Annotated in this window: 19 protein-coding genes and 1 pseudogene; 7 read left to right on the forward strand and 13 right to left on the reverse strand. The window is 71.5% G+C overall.

Annotation, left to right across the window (positions count from 1 at the left end):
* From OFY01_RS01365 to OFY01_RS01375, 3 genes are all read left to right on the forward strand, one after another.
* Positions 1–364 (forward strand): P1 family peptidase (locus OFY01_RS01365; protein ID WP_266595466.1); only part of this gene is annotated, 364 nt, incomplete at its 5' end.
* A 273-nt stretch (positions 365–637) separates the two neighbouring features.
* On the forward strand, positions 638–1,870 hold the full coding sequence (locus tag OFY01_RS01370) for a L,D-transpeptidase (RefSeq protein ID WP_266595468.1): 1,233 nt from the start codon (positions 638–640) through the stop codon (positions 1,868–1,870).
* Between the two features lie 498 nt (positions 1,871–2,368).
* Positions 2,369–3,127: a DUF6227 family protein gene (locus OFY01_RS01375; protein WP_266595470.1), complete on the forward strand. Its 759-nt coding sequence runs from the start codon at positions 2,369–2,371 to the stop codon at positions 3,125–3,127.
* Here OFY01_RS01375 and OFY01_RS01380 read toward each other — a convergent pair.
* From OFY01_RS01380 to OFY01_RS01405, 6 genes are all read right to left on the reverse strand, one after another.
* Positions 3,114–3,362, reverse strand: a complete 249-nt coding sequence (locus OFY01_RS01380) for a hypothetical protein (protein WP_266595472.1) — start codon at positions 3,360–3,362, stop codon at positions 3,114–3,116. The two genes, OFY01_RS01375 and OFY01_RS01380, sit on opposite strands and share 14 nt — an antisense overlap.
* A 189-nt stretch (positions 3,363–3,551) precedes the next feature.
* On the reverse strand, positions 3,552–5,621 hold the full coding sequence (locus OFY01_RS01385; RefSeq protein ID WP_266595474.1) for a PTS fructose transporter subunit IIABC: 2,070 nt from the start codon (positions 5,619–5,621) through the stop codon (positions 3,552–3,554).
* Between the two features lie 283 nt (positions 5,622–5,904).
* On the reverse strand, positions 5,905–6,852 hold the full coding sequence (gene pfkB, locus OFY01_RS01390; protein ID WP_266595499.1) for a 1-phosphofructokinase: 948 nt from the start codon (positions 6,850–6,852) through the stop codon (positions 5,905–5,907).
* Between the two features lie 119 nt (positions 6,853–6,971).
* Positions 6,972–7,733 carry a DeoR/GlpR family DNA-binding transcription regulator gene (locus tag OFY01_RS01395; protein ID WP_266595476.1) on the reverse strand — a complete coding sequence of 254 codons (762 nt, stop codon included), beginning with the start codon at positions 7,731–7,733 and terminating at the stop codon, positions 6,972–6,974.
* 269 nt (positions 7,734–8,002) lie between these two features.
* On the reverse strand, positions 8,003–8,848 hold the full coding sequence (locus OFY01_RS01400) for an SDR family oxidoreductase (RefSeq protein ID WP_266595478.1): 846 nt from the start codon (positions 8,846–8,848) through the stop codon (positions 8,003–8,005).
* Positions 8,845–9,903, reverse strand: coding sequence for a helix-turn-helix transcriptional regulator (locus OFY01_RS01405; RefSeq protein WP_266595480.1), 1,059 nt, complete (start codon positions 9,901–9,903; stop codon positions 8,845–8,847). The genes OFY01_RS01400 and OFY01_RS01405 overlap by 4 nt, the downstream gene beginning before the upstream one ends.
* A 62-nt stretch (positions 9,904–9,965) precedes the next feature.
* Here OFY01_RS01405 and OFY01_RS01410 point away from each other — a divergent pair, with 62 nt between their 5' ends.
* Complete coding sequence (locus tag OFY01_RS01410; RefSeq protein ID WP_407700258.1) at positions 9,966–11,543, forward strand: DHA2 family efflux MFS transporter permease subunit; 1,578 nt, start codon at positions 9,966–9,968, stop codon at positions 11,541–11,543.
* A 252-nt stretch (positions 11,544–11,795) separates the two neighbouring features.
* Here the strand turns inward: OFY01_RS01410 and OFY01_RS01415 are convergent, their stop codons facing one another.
* Positions 11,796–12,803 carry a sigma-70 family RNA polymerase sigma factor gene (locus OFY01_RS01415; protein ID WP_266595484.1) on the reverse strand — a complete coding sequence of 336 codons (1,008 nt, stop codon included), beginning with the start codon at positions 12,801–12,803 and terminating at the stop codon, positions 11,796–11,798.
* A gap of 204 nt (positions 12,804–13,007) precedes the next feature.
* Here OFY01_RS01415 and OFY01_RS01420 point away from each other — a divergent pair, with 204 nt between their 5' ends.
* A complete protein-coding gene (locus tag OFY01_RS01420) occupies positions 13,008–13,571 on the forward strand; it encodes a GNAT family N-acetyltransferase (protein ID WP_266595486.1) in 564 nt (187 codons plus the stop codon).
* Positions 13,572–13,698: 127 nt separating this feature from the next.
* Here OFY01_RS01420 and OFY01_RS01425 read toward each other — a convergent pair whose 3' ends face one another.
* Together OFY01_RS01425 and OFY01_RS01430 are read right to left on the reverse strand one after the other, a co-directional pair.
* Positions 13,699–14,595: a dienelactone hydrolase family protein gene (locus OFY01_RS01425; RefSeq protein ID WP_266595487.1), complete on the reverse strand. Its 897-nt coding sequence runs from the start codon at positions 14,593–14,595 to the stop codon at positions 13,699–13,701.
* Positions 14,596–14,697: 102 nt separating this feature from the next.
* Positions 14,698–15,470, reverse strand: a pseudogene (locus OFY01_RS01430) (dioxygenase family protein).
* Between the two features lie 127 nt (positions 15,471–15,597).
* Between OFY01_RS01430 and OFY01_RS01435 the strand changes: the two are divergent.
* Positions 15,598–16,101, forward strand: coding sequence for a MarR family winged helix-turn-helix transcriptional regulator (locus OFY01_RS01435; RefSeq protein WP_266595489.1), 504 nt, complete (start codon positions 15,598–15,600; stop codon positions 16,099–16,101).
* 180 nt (positions 16,102–16,281) lie between these two features.
* On the opposite strand, the gene OFY01_RS01440 is transcribed toward OFY01_RS01435, so the two are convergent.
* Positions 16,282–17,826, reverse strand: coding sequence for an MFS transporter (locus OFY01_RS01440; protein WP_266595491.1), 1,545 nt, complete (start codon positions 17,824–17,826; stop codon positions 16,282–16,284).
* Between the two features lie 233 nt (positions 17,827–18,059).
* On the reverse strand, positions 18,060–18,725 hold the full coding sequence (locus tag OFY01_RS01445; protein ID WP_266595493.1) for a TetR/AcrR family transcriptional regulator: 666 nt from the start codon (positions 18,723–18,725) through the stop codon (positions 18,060–18,062).
* Between the two features lie 372 nt (positions 18,726–19,097).
* On the opposite strand from OFY01_RS01445, the gene OFY01_RS01450 reads away from it, so the two are divergent.
* On the forward strand, positions 19,098–20,372 hold the full coding sequence (locus OFY01_RS01450; protein WP_266595495.1) for a M6 family metalloprotease domain-containing protein: 1,275 nt from the start codon (positions 19,098–19,100) through the stop codon (positions 20,370–20,372).
* A 3-nt stretch (positions 20,373–20,375) separates the two neighbouring features.
* On the opposite strand, the gene OFY01_RS01455 is transcribed toward OFY01_RS01450, so the two are convergent.
* Complete coding sequence (locus OFY01_RS01455; RefSeq protein WP_407700259.1) at positions 20,376–21,959, reverse strand: type III PLP-dependent enzyme domain-containing protein; 1,584 nt, start codon at positions 21,957–21,959, stop codon at positions 20,376–20,378.
* A 44-nt stretch (positions 21,960–22,003) separates the two neighbouring features.
* Entirely contained in the window at positions 22,004–24,040 is a 2,037-nt protein-coding gene (gene ftsH / locus OFY01_RS01460; protein ID WP_266595497.1) for an ATP-dependent zinc metalloprotease FtsH, read from the reverse strand.
* Between the last annotated feature and the right edge of the window lie 47 nt (positions 24,041–24,087).

The following is a 24,087-nucleotide window of genomic DNA, read 5'->3' on the forward strand; positions in this document are numbered from 1 at the left end:
CGGCCCGGCGCCGCTCGCCGGGGACCGGCCGGCCCGCCCGCTCAACACCACGCTCGCCGTCGTCGCCACGGACGCCGACCTCACGCGCGCCCAGGCGCAGAAGGTGGCGGGGACGGCGCACGACGGCATCGCGCGCGCCGTGCGCCCGGTTCACGGGCTCAACGACGGCGACACGGTCTTCGCCCAGGCCACCGGCACCCACCCGCTCGACCCAACGGACCCGCTCGCCCTCAACGAGATCCTCGCGGCCGCCGCCGACCTGGTGACGCGCGCGATCGTACGGGCCGTCCGCTCGGCGGAGTCGGTGCACGACGGCCCCGGCGGCACCCACCTCTCGTACAGCGAGCTGTACGAGAAGAGGTAGCCCTCCCCCCGTCCTGCCTGCGTCTTCCTCCGCGTCCTGCCTGGGGCCTGCCTGCCCTGCCTGCGGCTTCCTCCGCGTCCTGCCTGGGCCTGCCTCTCCTGCCTGTCCCGCCTGCCTCCGCCTACGCGTCCTCCTCTGCATCCTGTGGCCGCCTTCACAGCAAGCGGAAGCAACCCTTTCGCCCGTATTGCGCTCTCTCCTCACATCGGGCATCCGCCCGGAATGCAGCGAAACGCACCGAAGCGACAGCACAGCCCAGAAGAGGAGCGGACCGTGAGAAGGCAGAACATAGCCCTGGCATGCGCCGGTCTCGCCGTCGGCGCCCTGACCCTCACGGCCTGCGGCGGCAGCGCCACCGCCGAGGACGGCGACGGCAAGTACGGCGGAAGCGACCGCAGCGCCGGGACCGGTGGGAGCGGCGGGAGCGGCGCGCAGGACGCCCCGCGGATCGCCATCTCCGCCAAGGACGGCTCCACCGGCGCGTCGATCAACGCGACCGGCGTGAAGGTCACCGACGGCAGACTGACCTCGGTGAAGATGACCGAGGAGGCCGGCGGCAAGCGGGTTCCGGGCAGCATCGCGGCCGACGGCAGCACCTGGAAGCCGAAGGAGCAGCTGGAGCGCGGCACCAAGTACCGGATATCCGCGACCGCCAAGGACACCGACGGCCACACCGCCGCCGCGAACTCCGTCTTCACGACGGTCTCCAGCGCCGACAGTTTCATCGGCACCTACACGCCCGACAACGGCACGACGGTCGGCGTCGGCATGCCGGTGTCGTTCACGTTCGACAAGGCGATCACGGACAAGAAGGCCGTGCAGTCGCACATCACCGTGACCTCCAGCAGCGGCCAGCGGGTGGTCGGCCACTGGTTCGGCGCGCAGCGCCTGGACTTCCGGCCTCGGGACTACTGGAAGGCCGGTTCCGAGGTCACGATGAAGATCGACCTGGACGGCGTGGAGGGCGCCGCCGGGATCCACGGCGTGCAGAACAAGACGGTGACGTTCACGGTCGGCCGCTCGCAGGTCTCCACCATCGACGCGAACACGCAGCAGATGACGGTCGTGCGCGACGGAAAGACGATCAGGACGATCCCCGTCTCGACCGGCAGCGCCCAGCACCCCACCTACAACGGCCAGATGGTGATCTCCGAGAAGTTCGTACAGACCCGCATGGACGGGTCGACGGTCGGCTTCGGCGGCGAGTACGACATCAAGGACGTGCCGCACGCGATGCGGCTCTCGCAGTCGGGCACGTTCATCCACGGCAACTACTGGAGCTCACCCGGCATCTTCGGCGCCCGGGCCACCAGCCACGGCTGCGTCGGCATGCGGGACGTGCGGGGCGCGGGCGGCGACACCGTCGCCAAGTGGTTCTACGACAACTCGATCACCGGGGACGTCGTCGTCATGAAGAACTCGCACGACAAGACCATCGCCCCCGACAACGGCCTCAACGGCTGGAACATGTCATGGAGCGCATGGACGGCGGGCAGCGCGGTCTGACCGACCAGGATCGCGGCAGACCGGGTTCCCAACGGACGGCGAACGCGAGCGACTGGGAGCGCGGCAGACCCCTCGCCTCCTCGCCGCCCCCTCACCTCCTCCTCGCCGGCCCCTTGCCGCTCCTCGCCCCTGCTCACCCCCTCTCCCCGCTTGCCCCCTCGCCCCGCCTACCCCTTCGCCCCGCTTGCCCCTTCGCCCCGCTTGCCCCTTCGCCCCGCTTGCCCCCTCGCCCCTCCTCGCCCCCTCGCCCCTCCTCGCCCCTCCTTGTCCCCCTTACCTCCCTCGCCCCTTGACGCCGGCCTCCCGGGAACCATTCCGGGAGGTCGGCGCGTTGTCCCGTATGCGGCTGCCCGTCGGGATCGCCTTCTGGCTCCGCTTCGGGCGCCGGCGCGGACTCTCAAATACCGCTGCCCGTTTGGTATTTCGTGGACACGATGTCCGACCGAGGGGCTACGGTATGCACCCACAGGGTGACATCCAGCAAGGCCGGGAGGTGTCTTGAGCATTCCGCGCGACCCCGCGCTCGACCAGGCGTTCGATCATGCGCCGGACGAGCAGCTCGCCCTCCTGCTCGGCCGTGCGCTGAACTCCTTCGAGCTGCCCGACGAGACGCTCCAGCGGCTCGACTGCGCGCTCGCGTACGACGGTTCGCTGCACTCCGCCCATCACAGTGCCGGCCGTCATCGCGAGACCTATCGGCACACATGGCTGCTCGCCGACGGCAGCCCGCTCACTCTCTGGGAGCTGGTGCACAACACCGGGCGGGACGGCATACCCCAGCACGAGGTGTACGTCAGTGAGGACGAGGTGCACCTGGCGACCGTCCGCCTGCCGCTGCCCCCGGAGGCCACCCCCGACTTCGACCTGCAGGTCCCGTTGACGCCCGTCCAGCTGCCACCGGTGCCGCCGCGCGGCCGCGCCTTCGACCCCGCCGACCCGGACCGCTCCGTCGACCACGCCAGGCGCCTGCTGCGGCGCGCGGAGAACCCGGAGCCCGCGACGCGTCCGGGGCCCGGCACGTGCAGGCTGCTTCGGACGGCGTGCGCGCACCAGATCACGCAGGCGTTCGGCCCCCGCGTCAACCACGGCTTCGCGCTGTACGAGCACGCGTTCCTGCTGCGCGACGGCGTGGAGGTCAGTCTGTGGGAGGTCGAGCACACGGCGACGCCCGACGGGCGGCACATGTGCGAGGTCTACGCCTCACAGGACGCCGCACGCGCGGCGATCGAGCGCCGCGCCGGCGTCAGCCGCGGCTGAACTGCCGGACCAGGCCCGCGAACGCGTCCCGTTCGTCCGGCGTCAGCGACACCGACTCGAGCGCCGGGGCCTGCGCCTGCCCCGGCAGAGCGCCGAGCGGCAGTGCGGGGAGCTTCTCCGGCGGGGCGACGGTGACGGTCCGCACGAGCCGCACCAGACCGACCACCCATGCCACCGTGGCGATCGCGAGGACCGCCAGACCTATCTGCTGCAGGATCGACACGTGCTCAGGCATGCGGACCAGTGAACACCACGGTCCGGGACTTTGGTCCCGGACCGTGAGGTATCTCGCATGTGGGCTATGAGGGTTGCATGTGTGCCATGCATGCCATGTAGGTCATGTGGTTCATGTGGTTCATGTGGTTCATGAGGGCTATGCGGACCATGTGGGCCATGCGAGCCATCAGGCACACGTCCGGACAGTTCAGGCGGCGGCCGTGACCTTCGGCTCCCCCGCCGCGACGGCCTCCCCTGACTCCGCCGTCGCGCCTGACGCCGTCGCCTCTGACGCCGCCACCGACGCCGCCACCACCGGCGCCGCCTTCCGCATGCCCTTCAGGGCGACCACCACGGCGGCCGAGACGCAGACGCCCGCGGCGATGGCGATCAGGTAGAGGAACGGGTTGCCGATCAGCGGGATCACGAAGACGCCGCCGTGCGGGGCCCGCAGCGTGCAGCCGAAGGCCATCGACAGGGCGCCGGTGACCGCGCCGCCCGCCATGGAGGCGGGGATGACGCGCAGCGGGTCGGCCGCGGCGAACGGAATCGCGCCCTCGGTGATGAACGACGCGCCGAGCACCCAGGCCGCCTTGCCGTTCTCCCGCTCGGCCTTGTTGAAGAGCCGGCCGCGCACCGTGGTGGCCAGGGCCATCGCCAGCGGCGGCACCATGCCCGCGGCCATCACCGCGGCCATGACCTTCAGCGAGCCCTCCGTGGGGTTGGTCAGACCGCCGACCGCGAAGGTGTAGGCGACCTTGTTGAGCGGACCGCCGAGGTCGAAGCACATCATCAGGCCGAGGATGACGCCGAGGATGATCGCGTTGGCGCCGGTGAGGGAGTTGAGCCAGTCCGTCAGGGCGCTCTGCATCGAGGCGATCGGCTTGCCGAGCACCACGAACATCAGGAATCCGACGGCGATCGACGACAGAAGCGGGATCACGACCACCGGCATGACACCGCGCAGCACGGGCGGGATGTTCACCTTCTGGATCGCGAGGACCACGCCACCCGCGATGAGTCCGGCGGCGAGACCGCCGAGGAAGCCCGCGTTGACGGTCAGCGCGATCGAACCGCCGACGAAGCCGGGCACCAGACCCGGCCGGTCCGCCATGCCGTAGGCGATGAATCCGGCGAGCACCGGGACCAGGAAGGCGAACGCGGCCTTGCCGGTGTAGAAGAGCAGCGCGGCCCAGCTGGTCGTGGACCCCCAGTCGAAGTTGTTGAGGAGCGTCTCGACCTTGACGTTCGCGACCTCGTAGCCGCCGATCGCGAAGGACAGCGCGATGAGCACACCGCCTGCCGCGACGAACGGCACCATGTAACTGACACCGGACATGAGCCACTTGCGCAGCTTCGTCCCGTAGCCTTCCCCGGGCTCGCCGGCGTTTTCCACAGGTGTGGACGGGCCGCCGGACCCGGCGCCCGCCCCCACACCCGCCGGCGCGGTGGTCTCGCCGCGGGCCGCCTTGCCGCGGACCTCGGCGATCAGCTCGGCGGGGCGGCTGATGCCCGCCTTCACGCCGACGTCGACCGTCGGCTTCCCGGCGAACCGTTCCTTCTCCCGTACGGGGACGTCGTGCGCGAAGATCACGGCGTCCGCGGCGGCGATGACGGCCGGGTCGAGGCGGGTGAACCCGGCCGAGCCCTGCGTCTCGACGACCAGCTCGACGCCTTCGGTGTCGCGGGCCGTGTTCTCCAGGGACTCGGCCGCCATGTAGGTGTGGGCGATGCCGGTGGGGCACGACGTGACCGCGACGATCTTGAAAGACGCGTCCGGCGTCGGCTCGGCGGGGGCCTCTTCCACGGTGTCCGTCCGCGCGGGCTCCGGTGCCGGCTCGTCGCCGCGTATCAGCGCCGCCGTCTGCTCCGCGTCCGTCGCCGCACGCAGCGCCGCCTTGAAGTCCTCGTCCATGAGCTGGCGGGCCAGCGAGGAGAGGATCGTCAGATGCGCGTCGTCCGCTCCGGCCGGTGCCGCGATCAGGAAGATCAGGTCGGCAGGGCCGTCCGGGGCGCCGAAGTCGACGCCGTGCACCGCGCGGCCGAACGCCAGGGTCGGCTCGGTGACGTGCTCACTGCGGCAGTGCGGGATGCCGATGCCGCCGTCGAGTCCCGTCGGCATCTGGGCCTCGCGGGCCGCGACGTCGGCGAGAAAGCCGTCCAGGTCGGTCACCCTGCCGAGGGCGACCATGCGCTCGGCCAGGGACCTGGCCGCCGCGGTCTTCGTTTCGGCGGACAGGTCGAGGTCGACCAGGTCCGCGGTGATCATTGCGCTCATCGCGGGCTCCTCTTCGTGCGGGTACGCGTGTGCGTCCACGGGGCTGACGGAGTGGACGGGGCAGACAGGACTGACAGGGATGACACGGCTGACAGGACTGACACGGCTGACAGGGCTGGCAGGGCCGACACGGCTGACAGGGCTGACACGGCTGGCAGGGCCGACAGGGCTGGCAGGGCCGACACGGCATTGGCGGGTGGGGCTTCGCCGTGGCCGTGGCCGGGGGCGCTGCGCGGCGAAGCGGGCGACAGACCCGTCCCCGCGCCCCTCGGGTGGCTGTTCATCATGTCGCCGGCTCCTTCAAGGGACGGTCCAGCGGGACCTCCGCCGTTATGGTCACGGCCTCCGGCCTCAGGTGTTCCGGGGTCGGCATCGCGCTGCCCGGAAGCTGGACGGCCGCGGCGCCGTGGGCGACCGCCGAGGCGAGAGCCGTGGGTCCCTCGCCGCCCGCGATCAGGAAACCGGCGAGGGACGAGTCACCCGCGCCGACGTTCGAGCGGACCGCGTCGACCGGGGCGGACGCGAACCACGTACCGCTCGCGTCGACCAGGATCTGGCCGTCCGCGCCGAGGGAGGCGAGCACGGCCGCCGCACCGAGGCCGCGCAGTTCCTCGGCCGCCTTGACCGCGTCGCCCACCGTGGCGAGCGGGCGGCCGACGGCCTCCGCGAGCTCCTCGGCGTTCGGCTTGACGACGTCGGGGTGCTCACGCAGCGCCGCGAGGAGCGCGGGGCCCGAGGTGTCGAGGGCGATCCTGGCCCCGGCGGCGTGGGCGCGGGCCACCAGCGCCGCGTACCAGGACGGTTCCAGGCCGCGCGGGAGGCTGCCGCAGCAGGCGATCCAGTCGGCGCCCGCCGACTCCTCGCCCACGGACTCCAGCAGGGCCTCGGCCTCGGGTCCGGTGAGTTCGGGTCCGGGAGCGTTGATCTTCGTCAGGGTGCCGTCGGCCTCGGCGAGCGCGATGTTGGCGCGGGTCTCACCGGCCACCGGCACCGCCGCGACCTTGATTCCCTGGTCGTCGAGGAGCCCGGCGACCAGCGCACCCGGTGCACCGCCCAGCGGCAGCACGGCCAGCGTCGGGGCACCGGCCGCCGCCACGGCGCGCGAGACGTTGACGCCCTTGCCGCCCGGGTCCACGCGCTCGCCGGTGGCGCGCACGATCTCACCGCGGTCGAGGCCGGGGACCTCGTAGGTGCGGTCGAGGGACGGGTTGGGGGTGACGGTGAGGATCATGCCGCGTGACGCTGCTTTCGTGGTGCCGGACGGAATGCCGGAAGGGCTGCCGGACGTGGTACCGGGAGGGGTGCCGGACGTGGGGGCGGGCGCGGGGGCGGGGGCGGAATGCTCGTGGGTCATACGCGCAGTACCTCCGTACCGGCCGCCTCGATCGCCGCCGCGGTCTCGCGGTCGAGACCGTCGTCCGTGACGAGCAGGTCGACGTCGCTCAGGTCGCCGAACCGGGCGAAGTGCTCCTGACCGTGCTTGCCGGAGTCGGCGAGCAGCACGACCCGGCGGGCGGCCGCGACAGCGGCCCGCTTGACCGCCGCCTCCGCGAGATCGGGGGTGGTGAGTCCGGACTCGGCGGAGAACCCGTTGGCCGCGAGGAAGACGACGTCCGCGCGGATCTCCCCGTACGCCCGCAGCGCCCAGGCGTCGACGGCGGCGCGCGTACGGTGCCGGACCCGGCCGCCGACGAGGTGGAGCTGTACGTTCGGATGGTCGGCAAGACGGGCCGCGGTCGGCAGTGAGTGCGTGACGACGGTGAGCTCGGACTCGACCGGGATCACCGCCGCGAGCCTGGCCACGGTGGAACCGGCGTCGAGGACGATGCTCCCCTCGGCCGGCAGCTCGGCGAGCGCGGCATGGGCTATGCGGTCCTTCTCGTCGGCCGCCGTGCTCTCGCGCTCGGCGAGGTCCGGCTCGAAGTCGAGCCGCCCGGCCGGGATGGCACCGCCGTGCACCCGCCGCACCAGCCCGGCGCGGTCGAGGGCCTTCAGGTCGCGCCGGATGGTCTCGGCGGTGACCTTGAACTCCTCGGCCAGCGACAGCACGTCCACCCGGCCACCGTCTCTGGCGAGCCGAAGGATCTCCTGCTGGCGCTCCGGTGCGTACATGCCCGTGTACCTCTGCCTTTCCCTCTGCCTGAATGTGCCCGAATCTGTGGCTCCACTCGGAGGCTACGCCCACATTTCCGAGAAGTAAACAGGTTCGGGCACCACTCAGACATGAACGGGCATTGGTCCCCTGCACAGAAACCAAAAGGCCCGGCCCCCGAGGGAGGGCCGGGCCCGTATACGGCTACGGCTACGGCTACGGCTACGGCTACGGCTACGGCTACGGCTACGGCTACGGCTACGGCTACGGCTACAACTACGACACGCGGCTACTGACCCATCACGTACCTCACCGTCGGACCAGTCGTCCAGCCGCCGTCCACCGCCAGCCCGGCTCCGGTCACGTACGAGGAGTCGTCGGAGAGCAGGAACACCACGGCCTTCGCGATCTCGTCCGCCTCGCCGACCCGGGCCAGGGGCGTGTTCGGGTAGTTGCCCTCGCCCTGCCGGATGCCGACCCGCGCGGTCATCGGCGTGTAGGTCATTCCGGGGTGTACGGAGTTCACGCGCACACCCGACGCGCCCTGCTCCACCGCCGCGATCTTGGTCAGGCCCCGCACGGCCCACTTCGACGCTCCGTACGAGGAGGTGGGCGCGAGCCCCATCAGCCCGGCCGCGGAGGAGATATTGACGATCGAGCCGCCGCCCGCCTCCTTCATCGCGGGGACGACCGTCTTCATGCCCGCGAAGACGCCGACCAGGTTGATGTCGAGCACCTTGCGGAAGTGCTCCACGCTCTCCGTCTCGAACGGCTGACCGGTGGAGATGCCCGCGTTGTTGACCAGGCCGTCGATGCGGCCGAACTCCGCGGTGACGTAGGCGGCCGCGGCCTGCCAGTCCTCCTCCGAGGTGACGTCCAGGTGGAGGTAGCGGGCCCGCGCGCCGGGTCCCGCCAGTTCCGCCGGTCCCACCGGTCCCGCCGGTCCCGCCAGCCCCGCAGATCCCGCAGGGCCCGCCAGTTCCGCCAGTTCCGCGGCGAGGGCCTCGCCCTCGTCGTCCAGTACGTCGCCGATGACCGCGCTGCCTCCGGCGGCCACGACGGTCCGGGCGACCTCGGCGCCGATGCCGCGGGCTCCGCCGGTTATCAGGACGGTCTTGCCGGTGAGGTTGTTCATGGCTGCGTCCCTTGTTGTCCGTGTGCGGGTTCGTTGTGGCCGGGCGCGCTCCTGGCCCGCCCGGCCAGCCCGGGCCGCCCGGCCGGCCGCCCCGCCCGCACCATCCGCTCCCCCAACTCCCGGACGGCAACCGCGAGTTCCTCCGGAGCCCGCACGCGGAACTCGAAGCCGCCCATCGCGAGCCGCACCGCCATCCACTCCAGCGATCCCGCCGAGGTCGTCCGCAGTCGGCAGCCGCCGTCCGGCAGCGCGACCGGCACGCCCACCGAGGCGGGCATGCGCGCGGCGACGGCCTCGGCCGGCGCCGCGAACTCGACGTCCAACTCGTAGGTGCCACCGTCCTTCTGCTGCATCGACCGGCGCAGGAACCGGGCCGCGTCGCCCTCCGGCACCTCACGGGGCGCGAACCTCGCCCCCGTGGCGAACGGCTCCGAGACCCGGTCGACGCGGAACGTGCGCCAGTCCTCGCGGTCCATGTCGTAAGCGACCAGGTACCAGCGGCGTCCCGTCGACACCAGCCGGTACGGCTCGGTGAGGCGGCGGGTGCGCGTGCCGTCGGCGGACCGGTAGTGGAAGCGCAGCCGTTCGCCGCCCGCCGTGGCCGAGGCGATCACGGTGAGCGTCTCGGGCGCGATGGTGGCGCCGTCCCCCGAGGTGAGCGGGATCGTCGCCGCCTGAAGGGTGGAGACGCGGTGGCGCAGGCGCGAGGGCAGCACCTGTTCCAGCTTGGCGAGGGCGCGCACGGAGGCTTCCTCCACGCCCTCGACGGCGTGACCCGCACCGGCGCGCAGGCCGACCGCGATGGCCACGGCCTCCTCGTCGTCGAGGACGAGCGGCGGCAGCGCCTTGCCCGCGACGAGCCGGTAGCCGCCGTCGGTACCGAGGGTCGCCTGCACCGGGTAGCCGAGTTCGCGCAGCCGGTCGATGTCACGGCGCACGGTGCGCCGGGAGACACCGAGCCGCTCGGCGAGTTCACCGCCGGGCCATTCGCGCGGCGTCTGGAGCAGGGAGAGGAGGTGGAGCAACCGGGCCGGGGTGTCCGTCGTCGACGTCATGCCCCTCAGGATGCCGGTGATCTAGGACATGATCTGACCTATACCGGTTCTAGCTTCGGCTCATGACCTCAACGGCTTCCCCAGCAGCTTCTCCCACGCCTTCCCCGGCCGCTTCCCCAACGGCTTCCCCCACACCTTCTCCGGCCGCTTCCCCAACGGCTTCCCCCACGCCTTCCCCCACAGCTTCTCCAACTGAAGCCCCGTCCGACCGTCGCCGCTGGTTCGCCCTCGCCATCGTCATGACGGCCGCGTTCATGGACCTGGTCGACGTCACGATCGTCAACATCGCCCTTCCGACCATCCAGCGCGACGAGGGCGCGTCCGCCGGGCAGATCCAGTGGATCACCGCCGGTTACGCACTCGCCTTCGCGGCGCTGCTCATCACGGGCGGGCGGCTCGGCGACATCTTCGGGCGCAAGCGGCTCTTCCTGCTCGGTGTCGGCGGGTTCACGCTCGCCTCGGCGCTGTGCGGTCTCGCCGCCGGCCCCGGAATGCTGGTGGCGTCGCGGTTCCTGCAGGGCGGGATGGCGGCGCTGATGGTGCCTCAGGTGCTGTCGATCGTGCACGCGACGTTCCCCGCGCACGAACGCGGCAAGGTCTTCGGCATGTTCGGAGCGGTCGTCGGCCTCGGCGCGGTGTCCGGTCCGCTGCTCGGCGCGCTCCTGACGGAGTGGAACATCGCGGGCCTGGAATGGCGGCCGATCTTCCTGATCAACCTGCCGGTCGGCGTCGCGGCGCTCGCCCTCGGCACACGCGTGATCACCGAGTCGAAGGCGCCGAGGGCGCTCCGCCTCGACCTGGTCGGCGTCGCGCTGGTCACGCTCGCGATGCTGGCACTCGTCTACCCGCTCACCCAGGGACGCGAGAACGGCTGGCCGTTGTGGGGTTACCTGATGATGGCGGGGTCCGTCGTGATCGGCGGCGTACTGGTCGCGTACGAGAGGTCGAAGGCGCGCCGCGACAGCTCACCGCTCATCGAGCTCTCGCTGTTCCGCGTGAAGAGCTTCGCGGCGGGCATCGCCGTGCAGACGGTCTTCGGCATGGCCTGCGGCGTCTTCTTCCTGACCTGGACGCTGTACATGCAGCTCGGTCTCGGCTGGAGCGCGCTGCGGGCGGGTCTGACCGGGGTGCCGTTCTCGATCGCGGTCTCCGTCGCCGCGGGCGTCTCGGTGCAGAAGCTGGTGCCGCGCTTCGGCCGCAAGGTGCTGCGGGCGGGCGCGCTCGCGATGGCGGCGGGCGTCCTGATCTACGTGTACGAGGCCGGGCACTACGGCTCCGCCATCACCTCCTGGCAGATGGCGGCGCCGCTCGCCGTGATGGGTGTCGGCATGGGCCTGATCGTGGCGCCGCTGACCGACGCGATCCTCTCCGAGGTGCCGCGCGAGCACGCGGGTTCCGCGTCGGGCCTGATCAACACGGTGATGCAGATGGGCAACGCGCTCGGGCTCAGCCTGGTCTCGGTGATCTTCTTCAACGTCGTCGACGACCGCCTCGCCCACGGCGCGGGCGCCGCCGCCTTCGTCGACGGCTTCCGCAACTCCCTGCTGTGGGTGGCGGCGATCCTGGCAGGCATCTTCCTGCTGATGGGGGCTCTGCCGGGCAAGCCGACGACGGCCGATCACGAGGGGTCGGCCGCCTGAGTGGAGGGCTGGGTCCCGCGCCACGACCTCGACAAGAAGGCCGACCGCCGCCCGTCGTCGCGGCGCGGCGCGGCGCGGTGACGGGCGATGACGGGCGATGACGCACAGCGGCGGGCCGCGACGGGCAGTTCCGCTACCCGAAGCCCCCATGCGCTCAGCGACGGCCGCGCCGTCGCTGAGCGTGTCCGTGGGCGGCCGCCGCGGGGCGGGCTCGCGCCCCCGTGGCGTTCCTCGTATCTGGCCCCCGCGGGGTCACGCCGCGGCGTCGAACCCGGTGTCGCGCGCCAACTTCTTCAGTTCGAGCAGTGCGTGCTTCTCGATCTGGCGGATCCGCTCGCGTGTCAGACCGTGCTCCTTGCCGACCTCGGTCAGCGTCCGCTCACGCCCGTCCTCGATGCCGTACCGCATCTTGATGATGGACGCCGTGCGCTGGTCGAGCCTGCCGATCAGGTCGTCGAGCTCCTCGCTGCGCAGCAGCGTGAGGACGGACTGCTCGGGCGAGACGGCCGAGGTGTCCTCCAGCAGGTCGCCGAACTGGGTCTCGCCCTCGTCGTCCACCGACATGTTCAGCGAGACCGGGTCACGGGCCCAGTCCAGAACGTCGGTGACGCGCTCCGGCGTCGAGCCGAGCTCCGCCGCGACCTCGGCGGGCTCCGGGTCGCGCCCGTGCTCGCGGTTGAACTCGCGCTGCACACGGCGGATGCGGCCCAGCTCCTCGACCAGGTGGACGGGGAGACGGATGGTGCGCGACTGGTCGGCTATGGAGCGGGTGATGGCCTGGCGGATCCACCACGTCGCGTAGGTGGAGAACTTGAAGCCCTTGCGGTAGTCGAACTTCTCGACCGCGCGCACCAGGCCGGCGTTGCCCTCCTGGATCAGGTCGAGCAGGGGGAGACCGCTGCGCGGGTACCGGCGGGCGACGGCCACGACGAGGCGCAGGTTCGACCGGATGAAGATGTCCTTGGCCTTCTCCGCCTCGGCGACCAGCGCCTGAAGCTCCTCACGGGACGCCTTGCCCGCGGACTCGCTGTCCGTCACTTCGCCGTCGAGTATCTGCTGGGCATAGACGCCCGCCTCGATGGTCTGGGACAGCTCGACCTCCCTGGCGGCGTCGAGAAGAGGTGTACGCGCGATCTCGTCGAGGTACATGCCGACCAGGTCGCGGTCGGCGATGTCCCCGCCTCCGGCGCGAACACTGCGTGCCGCATCAGACTCGCCGGTTGCGGCGGACTGACGACGGGCTACGGCACGGGTTGCCATGCGTGCTCCCTTGCGATGGTTGGTCGGCTGGGCGCGGAAGAACCGCGGACAGCAGGGGCGGGGCGGCTCCTTCACCATCCCGGGTGCCCTGCATCCGATGGGAACAACGGCTGGAATCCGGACAGAATTCCCAAGCCGACCCATCTTTTTTCTGATCATGCAGTACCCTGTCCCGCCACAACGGGCCACGAGGGGGCACGGGTAGTGACGGAACCCACAGAGGTGCAGGTCAGGCCGGGAGTCGAGGGTGATCTCGATGCCCTCACAGACCTCTACAACCACTACGTACGTGAGACGCCGATCACATTCGACACGTCCGTCTTCACCGCCGAAGAGCGACGTCCTTGGCTGCTCTCCCACCTCCAAGACGAACGCCACCCCCTCTTGGTTGCGCAAGAGGCAAAATCGGGACAATCAGGTTCTTACGGGAAGACCGGTCGCCTCCTCGGATACGCGACCGCCGGCCCGTTCCGGCAGAAGCCCGCCTACGAGACCTCGGTCGAGGTCACCGTCTACTGCACGCCCGTCATCGGGGTCGGACGCGGCATCGGCACCCTGCTCTACGAGGCCCTCTTCGACGCGCTCGCCGACCAGGACCTGCACCGCGCCTACGCGGGTATCGCCCAGCCCAACGATGCCTCCGCGCGCCTGCACACCCGCTTCGGCTTCCGGCACGTGGGCACGTACCGGGAGGTGGGCCGCAAGTTCGGTCGCTACTGGGACGTCGCCTGGTACGAGAAGCGGCTCGGCCGACAGGCCCAAGCCTGAGTTCGCGGCGCTCGGCCCCAGCTGGCAGCGACGCGGCTTGGCTCGGAGCGGCGCGGCGCGGGCGGCGCGGTGCGGGCGGCGAGGCTGGGTGCGGCGCGGCGCGGCCCGGCCCGGCCCGGCGCGGCTGTCAGCGCAGCTCGGCGGCGAACAGCTCCACCACCCTCCGCCACGAGTCCTCGGCGGCCTCCTTGTCGTACGACTCGGGGCCGGGGAAGAAGAACGCGTGCTGGGCGTCCGGGTAGACGGTGACGTCGTGCCGCGCACCGGCCGACGCCAGCGCCGCCTCGATCCGCTGCCGCTGGTCCGCGTCGATGATGCGGTCGCGTCCGGCGAAGAACAGCCGCACGCGCGTGTCGTGCTCGGCGATGCCGCTGGACGCGTCGACGAGCGGGTCCGGGCGGCTCAGCCCGGTACCTGCCTGCGTCAGCCAGCCGGGGAAGTAGACGGCGGCGGCGGCCAGTCCCAGGCGGGCGGCGGCGAAGTAGGCGACGTGCCCGCCGAAGCTGAAGCCCAGCATCGCCGTCTTGTCCGCGGCACCCGCGTACCCGCGGGCGTAGGAGACGGCGGCCCGCAGGTCCGCCTCGACCTCGTCACGGGTGAGGCGTCCGATGAGCTCGAACCCGCGCTGCCGGTTGGCGTCGTTCTGCGCCAGGCCGGTGGCGGTCTCGGGGCCCGCCCGGTGGTACAGGTTCGGGGCGATCGCCACGTAGCCGAGTTCGGCGACCTGCCGGGTGACGCCGCGGACGTCGTCGGTCACGCCCCACAGCTCGGAGCCGATCAGGACGACGGGGTGGTCGCCGGGTATGGCCGGACGGGCCAGGTAGGCGCCCATGGCCGATGCCCTAGCCCCTCCGTCACCGCCACGGTCACCGTCACCACTGCCGCCGCCGACACCGCCGTCGACACCAACACCGACACCACCGTCGGCACCGACACGCCGGTCGGCACCGACACCGACGCCTTCGACGCCGGATCGGCCCGGCACCTCGATGTCGACCTGCTCGGAGATGATCGTGCGCGTCATTTCCATGTCCCCCACTCGTCAGATCCCTCGTTCGGTGCGCATTGCCAGTGGCCGAGTACGCGCAAGGGATGCTGTCACGATCTTGCGGAACGGGAAACGGGCCTACCCGAACTGCACCGACCGCTTGGCCAGCCCCATCCAGAACCCGTCGATCACCGACCGCTGGCTGTCCAGTTCCCCGTACGCGTCCGCCGCCCCCAGCGTCACGAACAGCGGGGCGAAGTGTTCCGTACGGGGATGGGCGAGGGTCCCCGCGGGCGCCTTGACGGCGAAGTCGAGCAGCCCGTCCACGTCGCCCGCGTCCAGCGCTCGGTGGCCCCAGTCGTCGAACTCCGCCGACCAGGCGGGAACCCCGCCGGAGGCGGCCACGTGCCGCAACGCCGCCAGGTTGTGCGTGAAGAAGCCGGAGCCGACGATCAGGACGCCCTCGTCGCGCAGCGGCGCGAGGCGGCGGCCGAGCTCCATCAGTCTGCGGGGTCCAGCGTCGGCATGGAGACCTGGAGGACCGGGATGTCGGCCCCCGGGTACATCTCGACCAGCGGGACGTACGCCCCGTGGTCGAGCCCCCGGTCGGGCACGTCCTGCACGGGGATACCGGGGGCCCGCAGCAACTTCCTTACCGAATCGGCGAGTTCAGGCGCGCCAGGCGCCTCGTACCGCACCTGGTAGTAGCGGTCGGGGAAGCCCCAGAAGTCGTACACCAGCGGCACCGTGCCGGTCGCGCCGAGGGAGAGCGGGGCGTCCTCCCAGTGCGCCGAGATCATCAGGATCGCCTTGGGGCGCGGCAGATCCGCCGACCAGTCGGCGAGCTGACCCGTCCACAGGGCGTCGTCGGCGAGCGGCGGCGCACCGTGCGAGAGGTAGAGCGCGGGCATGCGCTCCAGGGTGCGCTCGGGAGTGAGCTCTGGGGTGCGGGTTGCGGACACGTCGATCTCCTTGAAGATTCAAGCTTACATACAGAGTAGACCCAGCTTGTTTAAACTTCAAGAACAGGGCTTTACGATGGGTTCCATGAACAGCCGCGAGCCGCAGTGGCTCTCCGAGGACGAGCAGCGCGTCTGGCGCGCGTATCTGCACGCCACCACCCTCCTTGAGGACCACCTCGACCGCCAGTTGCAGCGCGACGCCAAGATGCCGCACGTCTACTTCGGACTGCTCGTGCAGCTAAGCGAGGCGCCGCGCAGGCGGCTGCGGATGACGGAACTGGCGATGAGCGCGAAGATCACCCGCTCACGGCTCTCCCACGCCATCGCGCGCCTGGAGAAGAACGGGTGGGTGCGGCGCGAGGACTGCCCGTCGGACAAGCGCGGACAGTTCGCGATCCTGACCGACGAAGGGCTCGACGTGCTGGAGAAGTCCGCGCCCGGACACGTCTCCGCCGTGCGGGCGGCCCTGTTCGAGCGGCTCACCCCTCAGCAGCAGAAGTCCCTCGGCGAGATCATGATGATCGTCGCCGAGGGACTTCAGCCCAAGGAGGCCGGGGCGGATCTCCCCTGGCTCAGGTGACCGAAGGGACCGGACGGGCCGGAGGGACCGGAGAGACCGGACAGGCCGGAGGGACCGGGCAGGCCGCACGGACCCGACCGGCCAGAGGAACCCGGCAGACCGCACGGACCCGGCCGGCCAGAGGAACCCGGCAGACCGCACAGACCCGACCGGCCAGAGGAACCGAGTGGGCCGGGAGGGTCAGTGCGCGACCACCGGCACCTGCACCTCGTCCTCCACACCCGCGTCCTTGCCCAGGCCCGCGCCGCCACCGGATGCCTGCGCCGAGCCCGCACCCGGAACCCCGGTGTTCACCAGCGTGAAGGCGAGGGTCGACGAGATCAGCAGAATGCCGACGGCCCACCAGATGGCGTGGGTGTAGCCGTTGACCATGGCCTGCGCCTGGAGCAGCTGAGCGTTCGTGGCACCGGCCGCGTGGTCCGCGATGTACGCGGTGGTGGCCGAGGCCGCGATCGTGTTCAGCAGAGCCGTGCCGATGGCGCCGCCGACCTGCTGCGAGGTGTTGACCATCGCGGAGGCGACCCCCGCGTCGCGCGCCTCGACGCCCAGTGTGGCGAGCGACATGGCGGGCATGAACGCCGTACCCATACCGAGACCGAGCAGCAGCTGCGCGGGCAGGATCAGCCCCGCGTACGACGAGTCGACCTGCAGCTGGGTCAGGATCAGCATGCCCGTCGCGCCGACCAGGAAGCCCGGCCCCATGAGCAGCCGCGGCGGGATGCGGGTCATCAGGCGGGCGCCGATCTGCGTGGAGCCCGTGATCATGCCCGCGATCATCGGCAGGAACGCGAAGCCGGTCTTGACCGGCGAGAAGCCCTTCACGACCTGCAGGTAGTAGGTCAGGAAGAGGAACAGGCCGAACATCGCGATGACGGCGAGGCCGAGCGAGGCGTAGACACCGCCGCGGTTGCGGTCGGCGACGACGCGCAGCGGCAGCAGCGGGTGCTTCACACGGGACTCGACGGCCACGAACGTGAGCAGCAGCACGGCCGAGGCGATGAACAGGCCGTACGTGGACGGGTTCGACCAGCCGTGCGTCTCCGCGCGCGTGAAGCCGTACACGAGGGAGACGAGGCCGAGCGTGGAGAGCACCACGCCCGGGATGTCGAGCGGCGAGCGGTTGCGGCCACCGGCCGGCTCACGGATCACGAAGAACGCCCCGGCGGCGGCGACGATCGCGAAGGGGATGTTCACGAAGAACGTCCAGCGCCAGTTCAGGTACTCGGTGAGGAAGCCGCCGAGGATCAGGCCGACGGCACCACCGCCGCCGGCGATGGCGCCGTAGATGCCGAACGCCTTGGCACGCTCCTTGGCGTCGGTGAACATGACGGCCAGGAGGGAGAGCGCGGCGGGCGCGAGCAGGGCGCCGAAGAGGCCCTGCAGGGCACGGGCGCCGAACATCATCGCCTCGTTCTGCGCGGAGCCGCCGAGCGCGGAGGCGAACGCGAAGCCGGCCAGGCCGGTGACGAAGGTGCGCTTGCGGCCCCACAGGTCAGCGATGCGGCCGCCGAACAGCAGCAGGCCGCCGAAGGCGAGCGCGTAGGCGGTGACGACCCACTGGCGGTTGGCGTCGGATATGCCGAGGTCGGTCTGGGCGGAGGGCAGGGCGATGTTCACGATGGTGGCGTCGAGAACCACCATCAGCTGGGCGAGGGCGATGAAGACCAGGGCCTTCCAGCGTCGCGATTCGCCGCGGTCGAGTTGTTCGAGTGCCGTTTCCGGCATGGGGGTACCCACAGCGGGACTCCAAGTCGTGGATAAGAAGACGTGGTCGAGAAGACGTGCGTGGTCGAGAAGACGTGGTCAGAAAGTCGTGGTCGAGAAGACGTGGTCGAGCGTGAGAAATCGAATCAGTGAGAGATCTCGTCGATCATGGTTCGGGCGCATCGGGCACATGCCGGGGCTCGGCGGGCTCGTCCGTCACGGCGGACTCGTCCGTCACGGCCGTATCGGCGGGCTCAGCCCCTGCGGATGTCCTCCAAAGTCACGGGCTCACCCGGGAGTTCCGAGCGGGCGGGTGCCATCAAGCCGTCGAGGAACAGCTGCAGATGGCGGTGGACGAACCGGTCGAAGTCCCCGCAGCCCGAGCCGGGCAACGGCCGGGTGAGCTGAGAGAGAGCGACCATCAGATCGCCGATGCCGATCCCGGCGCGCAGCTCACCCGCCGCGCGGGCCCGGCCGATCAGCTCGTCGATGGTGCCGGTGAGCTGGTCGCGGGCGGCGACGAGATCCGGGTGGTTCTTGTCGAAGGCCGAGTCGAGCATCGGACAGAGGGCGCCGATGCGTTCGTCGGCCGCGGCGTGCACGAACGAGCGCAGGGCCTCGAACGCCCCGGCCTCACCGGCGTCGACGGCGGCCAGCGCCCGGTCGGCGTGGGCGGCCACGCGGTCGGTGACCGTGAGGACGACGTGGTGCAGCAGGTCGGCCCGGTCCGCGAAGTTCCGGTACAGCGTCGCGTTGCCGACCCCGGCGCGGCGGGCGACCTCGTCCAGCGGAACGTCCGTGCCCTGCACGACGAGCAACTCGCGCGCGGCCGCGACGATCCGCTCCCGGTTGCGCACGGCGTCGGCCCGCGGGCGCGGGACACGGCGGCGGTGCGTCTCGGTGGCGGTTGCGGGGGCCACGGCGGTCTCCTTCGGTCGTAGTCGCGGCGAGTCGCGGGGCACGAGTCGCCGTGAGTCACAGGGGGTGTCCGCGGGGACGCTCGCCCGCGGGAATGCCCGCGGGAACGTCCGCGGGAGCGCCCCGCAGGACGTCCGCGACGCGCCCGGGGCGCGCCCGCCGGCCAGGGCCGGAACCGATCCGGGGACGCTCTCCCCGTTTCGTGCGGACACCAGTCACTAACGGGGAGAGAGTCCCCGCTTATTTCCCACCTCTGATGTGACCTGAGTCACGCCCTCTGATGTCCAAGAACCCACGATCGGCGCACCCAGCGCGCGCCCCGCCGCCGCCCGACACAGGGTGAGCGAAAGGAACCCGAGCGTGAGGCGGTGCGGATGAGGCGTCAGCGGATATCCGGGGGCCGACGTGGGGCGACGCTCGCCGGGGCCACGGCGGTGGCCCTCGCACTGACCATGACCGCGAGCACCGGCCACCTCACCGACGACTCGCCGACCACCGCGGGCCCGGTGGCCCAGGCCGGCCGCACCTCGCTCGGCCCCTGCATGATCCGCGGCTCCCTCGGCGTACAGATGTCCGAGGGAGTACCGACCTCCCCCGGCTACGCGCGCTCCACGGGCACCCTGCGGGCCCTGAACCTCATGATCGACTTTCCGGACGCGCCCGGCCAGGGCAGCGCGAAGAGCCGCTTCGACGAGTTCTTCCCGCAGACCGCCAAGTGGTACGCGACCGCCTCCTACGGCCGACTCCACTACGACGCCGAGGCCCCCGTCGACCACTGGCTGCGGATGCCGAAGCCGTTCGCCTCGTACGGGATAGAACGCGGCGCCCCCTTCGACCCCGGCTACCGCAAGCTGGTCCGCGACATCGTCAAGGTCGCCGACCCGGACGTCGACTTCAGCCGCTACGACATCGTCAACATCCTGACCACGCCGAACGCCGGGCCCTCCGCCCTCGACACGGTCCTGTCTGTGACGTTCGCGGGCAACCACGACGCGCCCCGCGCCGACGGGGTGCCGCTGTCGAACATGTCGTTCGTCTACTCCCGCCAGGACGACGGCTCCGGCTCGTACACGAAGACCGGCTACCGCGTCCTGCCGCACGAGAACGGCCACACCTTCGGCCTGCCCGACCTCTACACCCAGGACGGCGGCGGCGCCGTCGGCCACTGGGACATCATGAGCGAGGACTGGGGCGCCGGGAACGACCTGCTCGGCTGGCACAAGTGGAAGCTGGGCTGGCTCGACGACGACCAGGTCGGCTGCGCCGCGCGCTCCGGCACCACCGCGCACCTGCTGTCGCCGCTGGAGCGGCCGGGCGGCACCAAGATGATCTTCGTGCCGCTGACGGCGAAGAGCGGCTACGCGGTCGAGGTGCGCACCCAGGAAGGCAACGACGAGGCCGTCTGCCGCCCCGGCGTGCTGATCTACAAGGTCGACGCGGACGTGGACACCGGCTACGGCCCCGTCACGGTGGAGGACTCCACCCCGCACAGCGGCGGCTGCACTCGGCAGCCCAATGTCCAGGCCGAACTCTCCGACGCCACCTACCGCCCCGGCCAGAGCTTCCTCGACCTCGGGGCGGGCGTACGGATCTCGGTGACCGGCACCGACTCCGACGGCGACTACCAGGTGTACGTGACGCGGCGCTGAGCCTCACAACCCCGTGAGCGCCGCCCTCTGCCCCTCCCCGCCCCCGGACTCAGCGACCACCTCGGCGATCGTCTGCGCACCCCGGACCGGCACGAACGTCACCCCTGACCCTCCGGAACCGACATCTGAAACATCCAGGACATCCGATACATCCGATACCTCCAATACCCCCGAGACCTCCGAGACGTCGGAGACCCCGGAGACCCCGGAGACCTCAGAGATGTCGGAGACCTCCGAGACCCCCGAGACGTCGGATGTATCGGATACGACATACCCGTACACGCCCGGCCGCGGCAGGCTGTTGTACTGGAACGCCGTGGAGAAGTAGTAAGCGCCCGTGTCGAGCAGCGCGACGAAGTCGCCGGGTGCCAGCTCCGGCAGCTCCCGGCCCCGAGCCACCAGGTCCCCGGCGAAGCAGCAGGGCCCGGCCACGTCCTGCACCAGCGACACCGAGTCCTTGGGGCGGCCCTGCCCGTCGAACGCCGCCACCCGCAACGGCCACGCCTCGGGGACGAACACCGTACGGGTCGCCACCTGCGCCCCCGCGTGCGTCAGCGCGATACGCCGCCCACCGGACGTCTTGGTGTACTCGACGCGTGCCACGATCACGCCCTGCTCGGCCAGGAGCGAGCGGCCGAACTCGGTGACGATCGCGTACCGCCCGTCGAAGAGTCCCGGCACGGCCTCGCGCAGCACGCGCGCGTAATCCTCGTACGTGGGGGTCGTCTCGTCCGAGCCGAAGTTCACGGAGAGGCCGCCGCCGATGTCGACGGTGTCGACCTGGCGCCGCCCGACGTGCGCGTTGATCTTCTCGGCCAGCTCGTACGCGACCCGGACACCCTCGGCCAGCTGTTCCATGGCCATCCCCTGGGAACCGGTGTGGCTGTGCAGACGAGTCAGCCAGGGGCGGCGCCGGAACGCGTCGAGCACCCACTGCTCGGCGCCCTCGTCGCGCAGCCCGACCCCGAACTTGGAAGTCGGTGTCGCCGTGCTCACCGCGCCGATCGCCCCCGCGCCGAGCTGCGGATTGACCCGCAGCCCGAGCGGCGCGCACCCGGGCCCCAACTCGTCCACGAGCGCGTCGATCCGGTCCAGCTCCTGCGGGTTGTCGGCGTTGACGGCGACCCCGTGGGCGAGGGCGTCGCGCAGTTCGGCGGGCGTCTTGGCCGGCGCGTCGAAGACCGTACGGGCGGCGGGCACGCCCGCGGCACGGGCCAGCTCCAGTTCTCCGGCGCTCGCCACCTCCGCACCGATGCCCTCCGAGTCCAGCAGGGCGAGCACCGGGACCAGCGAGGCGGCCTTCACGGCGAACGTGTGCCGGACGTCGACCTCCACACCCGGTACCGCGAACGCCGCGTGCAGCGCGCGGGCGGCGGCCCGGACGCCCGCCACGTCGAGCAGCCCGGCCACGGGCGCGTCAGGCCCTACGAGCCCTTGTGTGACGGCGGCGCGCACCGCGGCGTCACGCCGGGCAACAGACGCGGCAGACACGGCGGACGCCGCGGACACGGCGGACACGGCGGACGCGGCAGACGCGGCAGACGCGGCGGACGCGGCGGACGCGGCGGTTTCGGGAAGTCGGTTCATGAGGTCGATCCGCCCTTCGCTCGTTGAGCTGCGAGCGTCGCACATCAGCCCGCCGGGGACGAGGGCGACGGCGGGGCCGACGACGAGGGCGCCGACGGGGGCGAGGGCGACGGCGGGGCGGTGGGCGACGGCGGCACGGGAGCACGCCGGTGAGGCCCCATGGTGGCGCCCTGGGCATGCTCGTCGGGCGCCTTGCGGCCCACGAGGTCGTAGACGACGGCGCCGTCGAGGGTCTCGTGTTCCAGCAGCAGCCCCGACAGCCGCTCCAACTCCTCACCGTGGCCGGTGAGCAGCGACGTGGCGCGCTCCTCCGCCTCCCGGACCAGACGGGCCACCTCGGCGTCGATGGCGGCCTGCGTGGCCTCGGCGAACGGGCGGCTGGAGAGCGGGGCGCCGCCCCCGCCGAGGTAGACCGAGCCGCCCTGCGGGTAGCCGACGGGGCCGAGCGCGGGCGAGAGCCCGAACTCGCGGACCATCTTGGTGGCCAGTTCCGTGGCGGAGGCCAGGTCGTTGGCAGCGCCGGTGGAACCCTGCTCGAAGGTGACCAACTCGGCGGCACGGCCGCCAAGACGCACCGCCAGCGTCTCGTTGAGATAGTCCTCGTTGTACAAGTGCCGTTCGACAAGCGGGAGTTGCTCGGTTACACCCAGCGCCTGCCCGGCGGGCAGGATGGTGACCTTGGCGACCGGATCGGCGTGCTCGGACAGGGCCGCGACCAGGGCGTGCCCGGCCTCGTGGACGGCGACCGCGCGCTTCTCGGCGGGCAGCAGCACGTTGGAGCCCTCGCGGCGGCCGAGCAGGATGCGGTCACGGGCGGCGTCGAAGTCCGCCGCGCTGATCACGTGACGCCCGTCGCGGACGGCGGCGATGGCCGCCTCGTTGGCGAGGTTGGCGAGGTCGGCGCCGGAGAAGCCCGGGGTGCCGCGCGCGACGACCTGCAGATCGGCGTCGGGCGCGAGGTGCTTGCCGTGGCAGTGCACGCTCAGGATGGCGGCGCGCTCGGCGAGGGTGGGCAGCGGGATGACGACCTGCCGGTCGAAGCGACCGGGCCGCAGCAGCGCCGGATCCAGGATCTCGGGCCGGTTGGTGGCGGCGAGCACGACGATGCCCTCGGCGGGATCGAACCCGTCCATCTCCGACAGGAGCTGATTGAGCGTCTGCTCCCGCTCGTCGTTGGAGACCTGGGCTCCGGTCCCGCCGCGACGCCCGCCGAGCGCGTCGATCTCGTCGACGAAGACGATCGCGGGCGCGCGCTTGCGGGCCTCGGCGAACAGGTCCCGTACGCGGGCCGCCCCCACCCCGACGAACATCTCCACGAAACTGGAGCCCACCACGGAAAGGAACGGCACGCCCGCCTCGCCCGCGACCGCGCGGGCCAGCAGCGTCTTGCCGGTGCCGGGCGGGCCGACCATCAGCACACCGCGCGGCGCGGTGGCGCCCGCGCGCCGGTACCGCTCGGGCTGACTCAGGAAGTCGACGACCTCGACGATCTCGCTCTTGACCCCTTCATACCCTGCGACATCGGCGAACGTCGTACTGGGCCGCTCGGTGTCGAAGACTTTGGCCTTCGCCTTCCCGACCCCCATCACCCCGGACATCTGCCCGGCCGCGCCGCGCGCGATCCGCCGCCAGAACCAGACGACGACCAGGAACGGCGCGAGAATCAGAATCCAGGTGAAGATCTGCGCGCCGGCCGAGGGGGAGGTGGACGGCGCCTCGGCGCTGACCTTCACATGGTCGGTCGCGAGCCGGTCGAGCAGCGCCGATCCGGCCAGCTGCACGGGGACGGTGGTGGTGTACTTGTGCCCGTCGCTGAGGGTGCCGTCGGCCTTGCCGCTGGTCTGGATCGTGACGTCCTTGACCCGGTGCGCGTCGGCGTCGCTGAGGAACTGCGAGTAGGACAGCGTCGTCACCGCGGGCTGCCCGCTGTGGTGGACGGCGGGCAGCACGACCCACACGACCGCCATCACGGCGAGCGCGAGCAGCCACAGCAGGTGCCGCCACCAGGGCAGCTTCGGCGGAGGGGGCGGTGCGGGCCGGTCCCCTCGGGGCCCGGCCGGTGGCGTGGGCCGCTCGGCCATCTCGCGCCTCCCCTCTCATCGGGCACGGCGCGGCGGACCGCCCGGGG

It is taken from the genome of Streptomyces beihaiensis, assembly GCF_026274175.1.
In the GTDB taxonomy this organism is placed as follows: Bacteria; Actinomycetota; Actinomycetes; order Streptomycetales; family Streptomycetaceae; genus Streptomyces; species Streptomyces beihaiensis.

Excerpts from the sequence above, each read along its gene's own strand:
- pfkB (WP_266595499.1), bottom strand. The coding sequence starts at position 6,852 with ATGATCCTCACCGTCACCCCCAACCCGTCCCTCGACCGCACCTACGAG.
- OFY01_RS01380 (WP_266595472.1), bottom strand. The coding sequence starts at position 3,362 with ATGCCTGAGCACGTGTCGATCCTGCAGCAGATAGGTCTGGCGGTCCTC.
- OFY01_RS01415 (WP_266595484.1), bottom strand. The coding sequence starts at position 12,803 with ATGGCAACCCGTGCCGTAGCCCGTCGTCAGTCCGCCGCAACCGGCGAG.
- OFY01_RS01440 (WP_266595491.1), bottom strand. The coding sequence starts at position 17,826 with ATGCCGGAAACGGCACTCGAACAACTCGACCGCGGCGAATCGCGACGC.
- OFY01_RS01410 (WP_407700258.1), top strand. The coding sequence starts at position 9,966 with ATGACCTCAACGGCTTCCCCAGCAGCTTCTCCCACGCCTTCCCCGGCC.
- OFY01_RS01450 (WP_266595495.1), top strand. The coding sequence starts at position 19,098 with ATGAGGCGTCAGCGGATATCCGGGGGCCGACGTGGGGCGACGCTCGCC.
- ftsH (WP_266595497.1), bottom strand. The coding sequence starts at position 24,040 with ATGGCCGAGCGGCCCACGCCACCGGCCGGGCCCCGAGGGGACCGGCCC.
- OFY01_RS01455 (WP_407700259.1), bottom strand. The coding sequence starts at position 21,959 with ATGAACCGACTTCCCGAAACCGCCGCGTCCGCCGCGTCCGCCGCGTCT.
- OFY01_RS01400 (WP_266595478.1), bottom strand. The coding sequence starts at position 8,848 with ATGAACAACCTCACCGGCAAGACCGTCCTGATAACCGGCGGAGCCCGC.
- OFY01_RS01405 (WP_266595480.1), bottom strand. The coding sequence starts at position 9,903 with ATGACGTCGACGACGGACACCCCGGCCCGGTTGCTCCACCTCCTCTCC.
- OFY01_RS01385 (WP_266595474.1), bottom strand. The coding sequence starts at position 5,621 with ATGAGCGCAATGATCACCGCGGACCTGGTCGACCTCGACCTGTCCGCC.
- OFY01_RS01395 (WP_266595476.1), bottom strand. The coding sequence starts at position 7,733 with ATGTACGCACCGGAGCGCCAGCAGGAGATCCTTCGGCTCGCCAGAGAC.
- OFY01_RS01425 (WP_266595487.1), bottom strand. The coding sequence starts at position 14,595 with ATGACGCGCACGATCATCTCCGAGCAGGTCGACATCGAGGTGCCGGGC.
- OFY01_RS01435 (WP_266595489.1), top strand. The coding sequence starts at position 15,598 with ATGGGTTCCATGAACAGCCGCGAGCCGCAGTGGCTCTCCGAGGACGAG.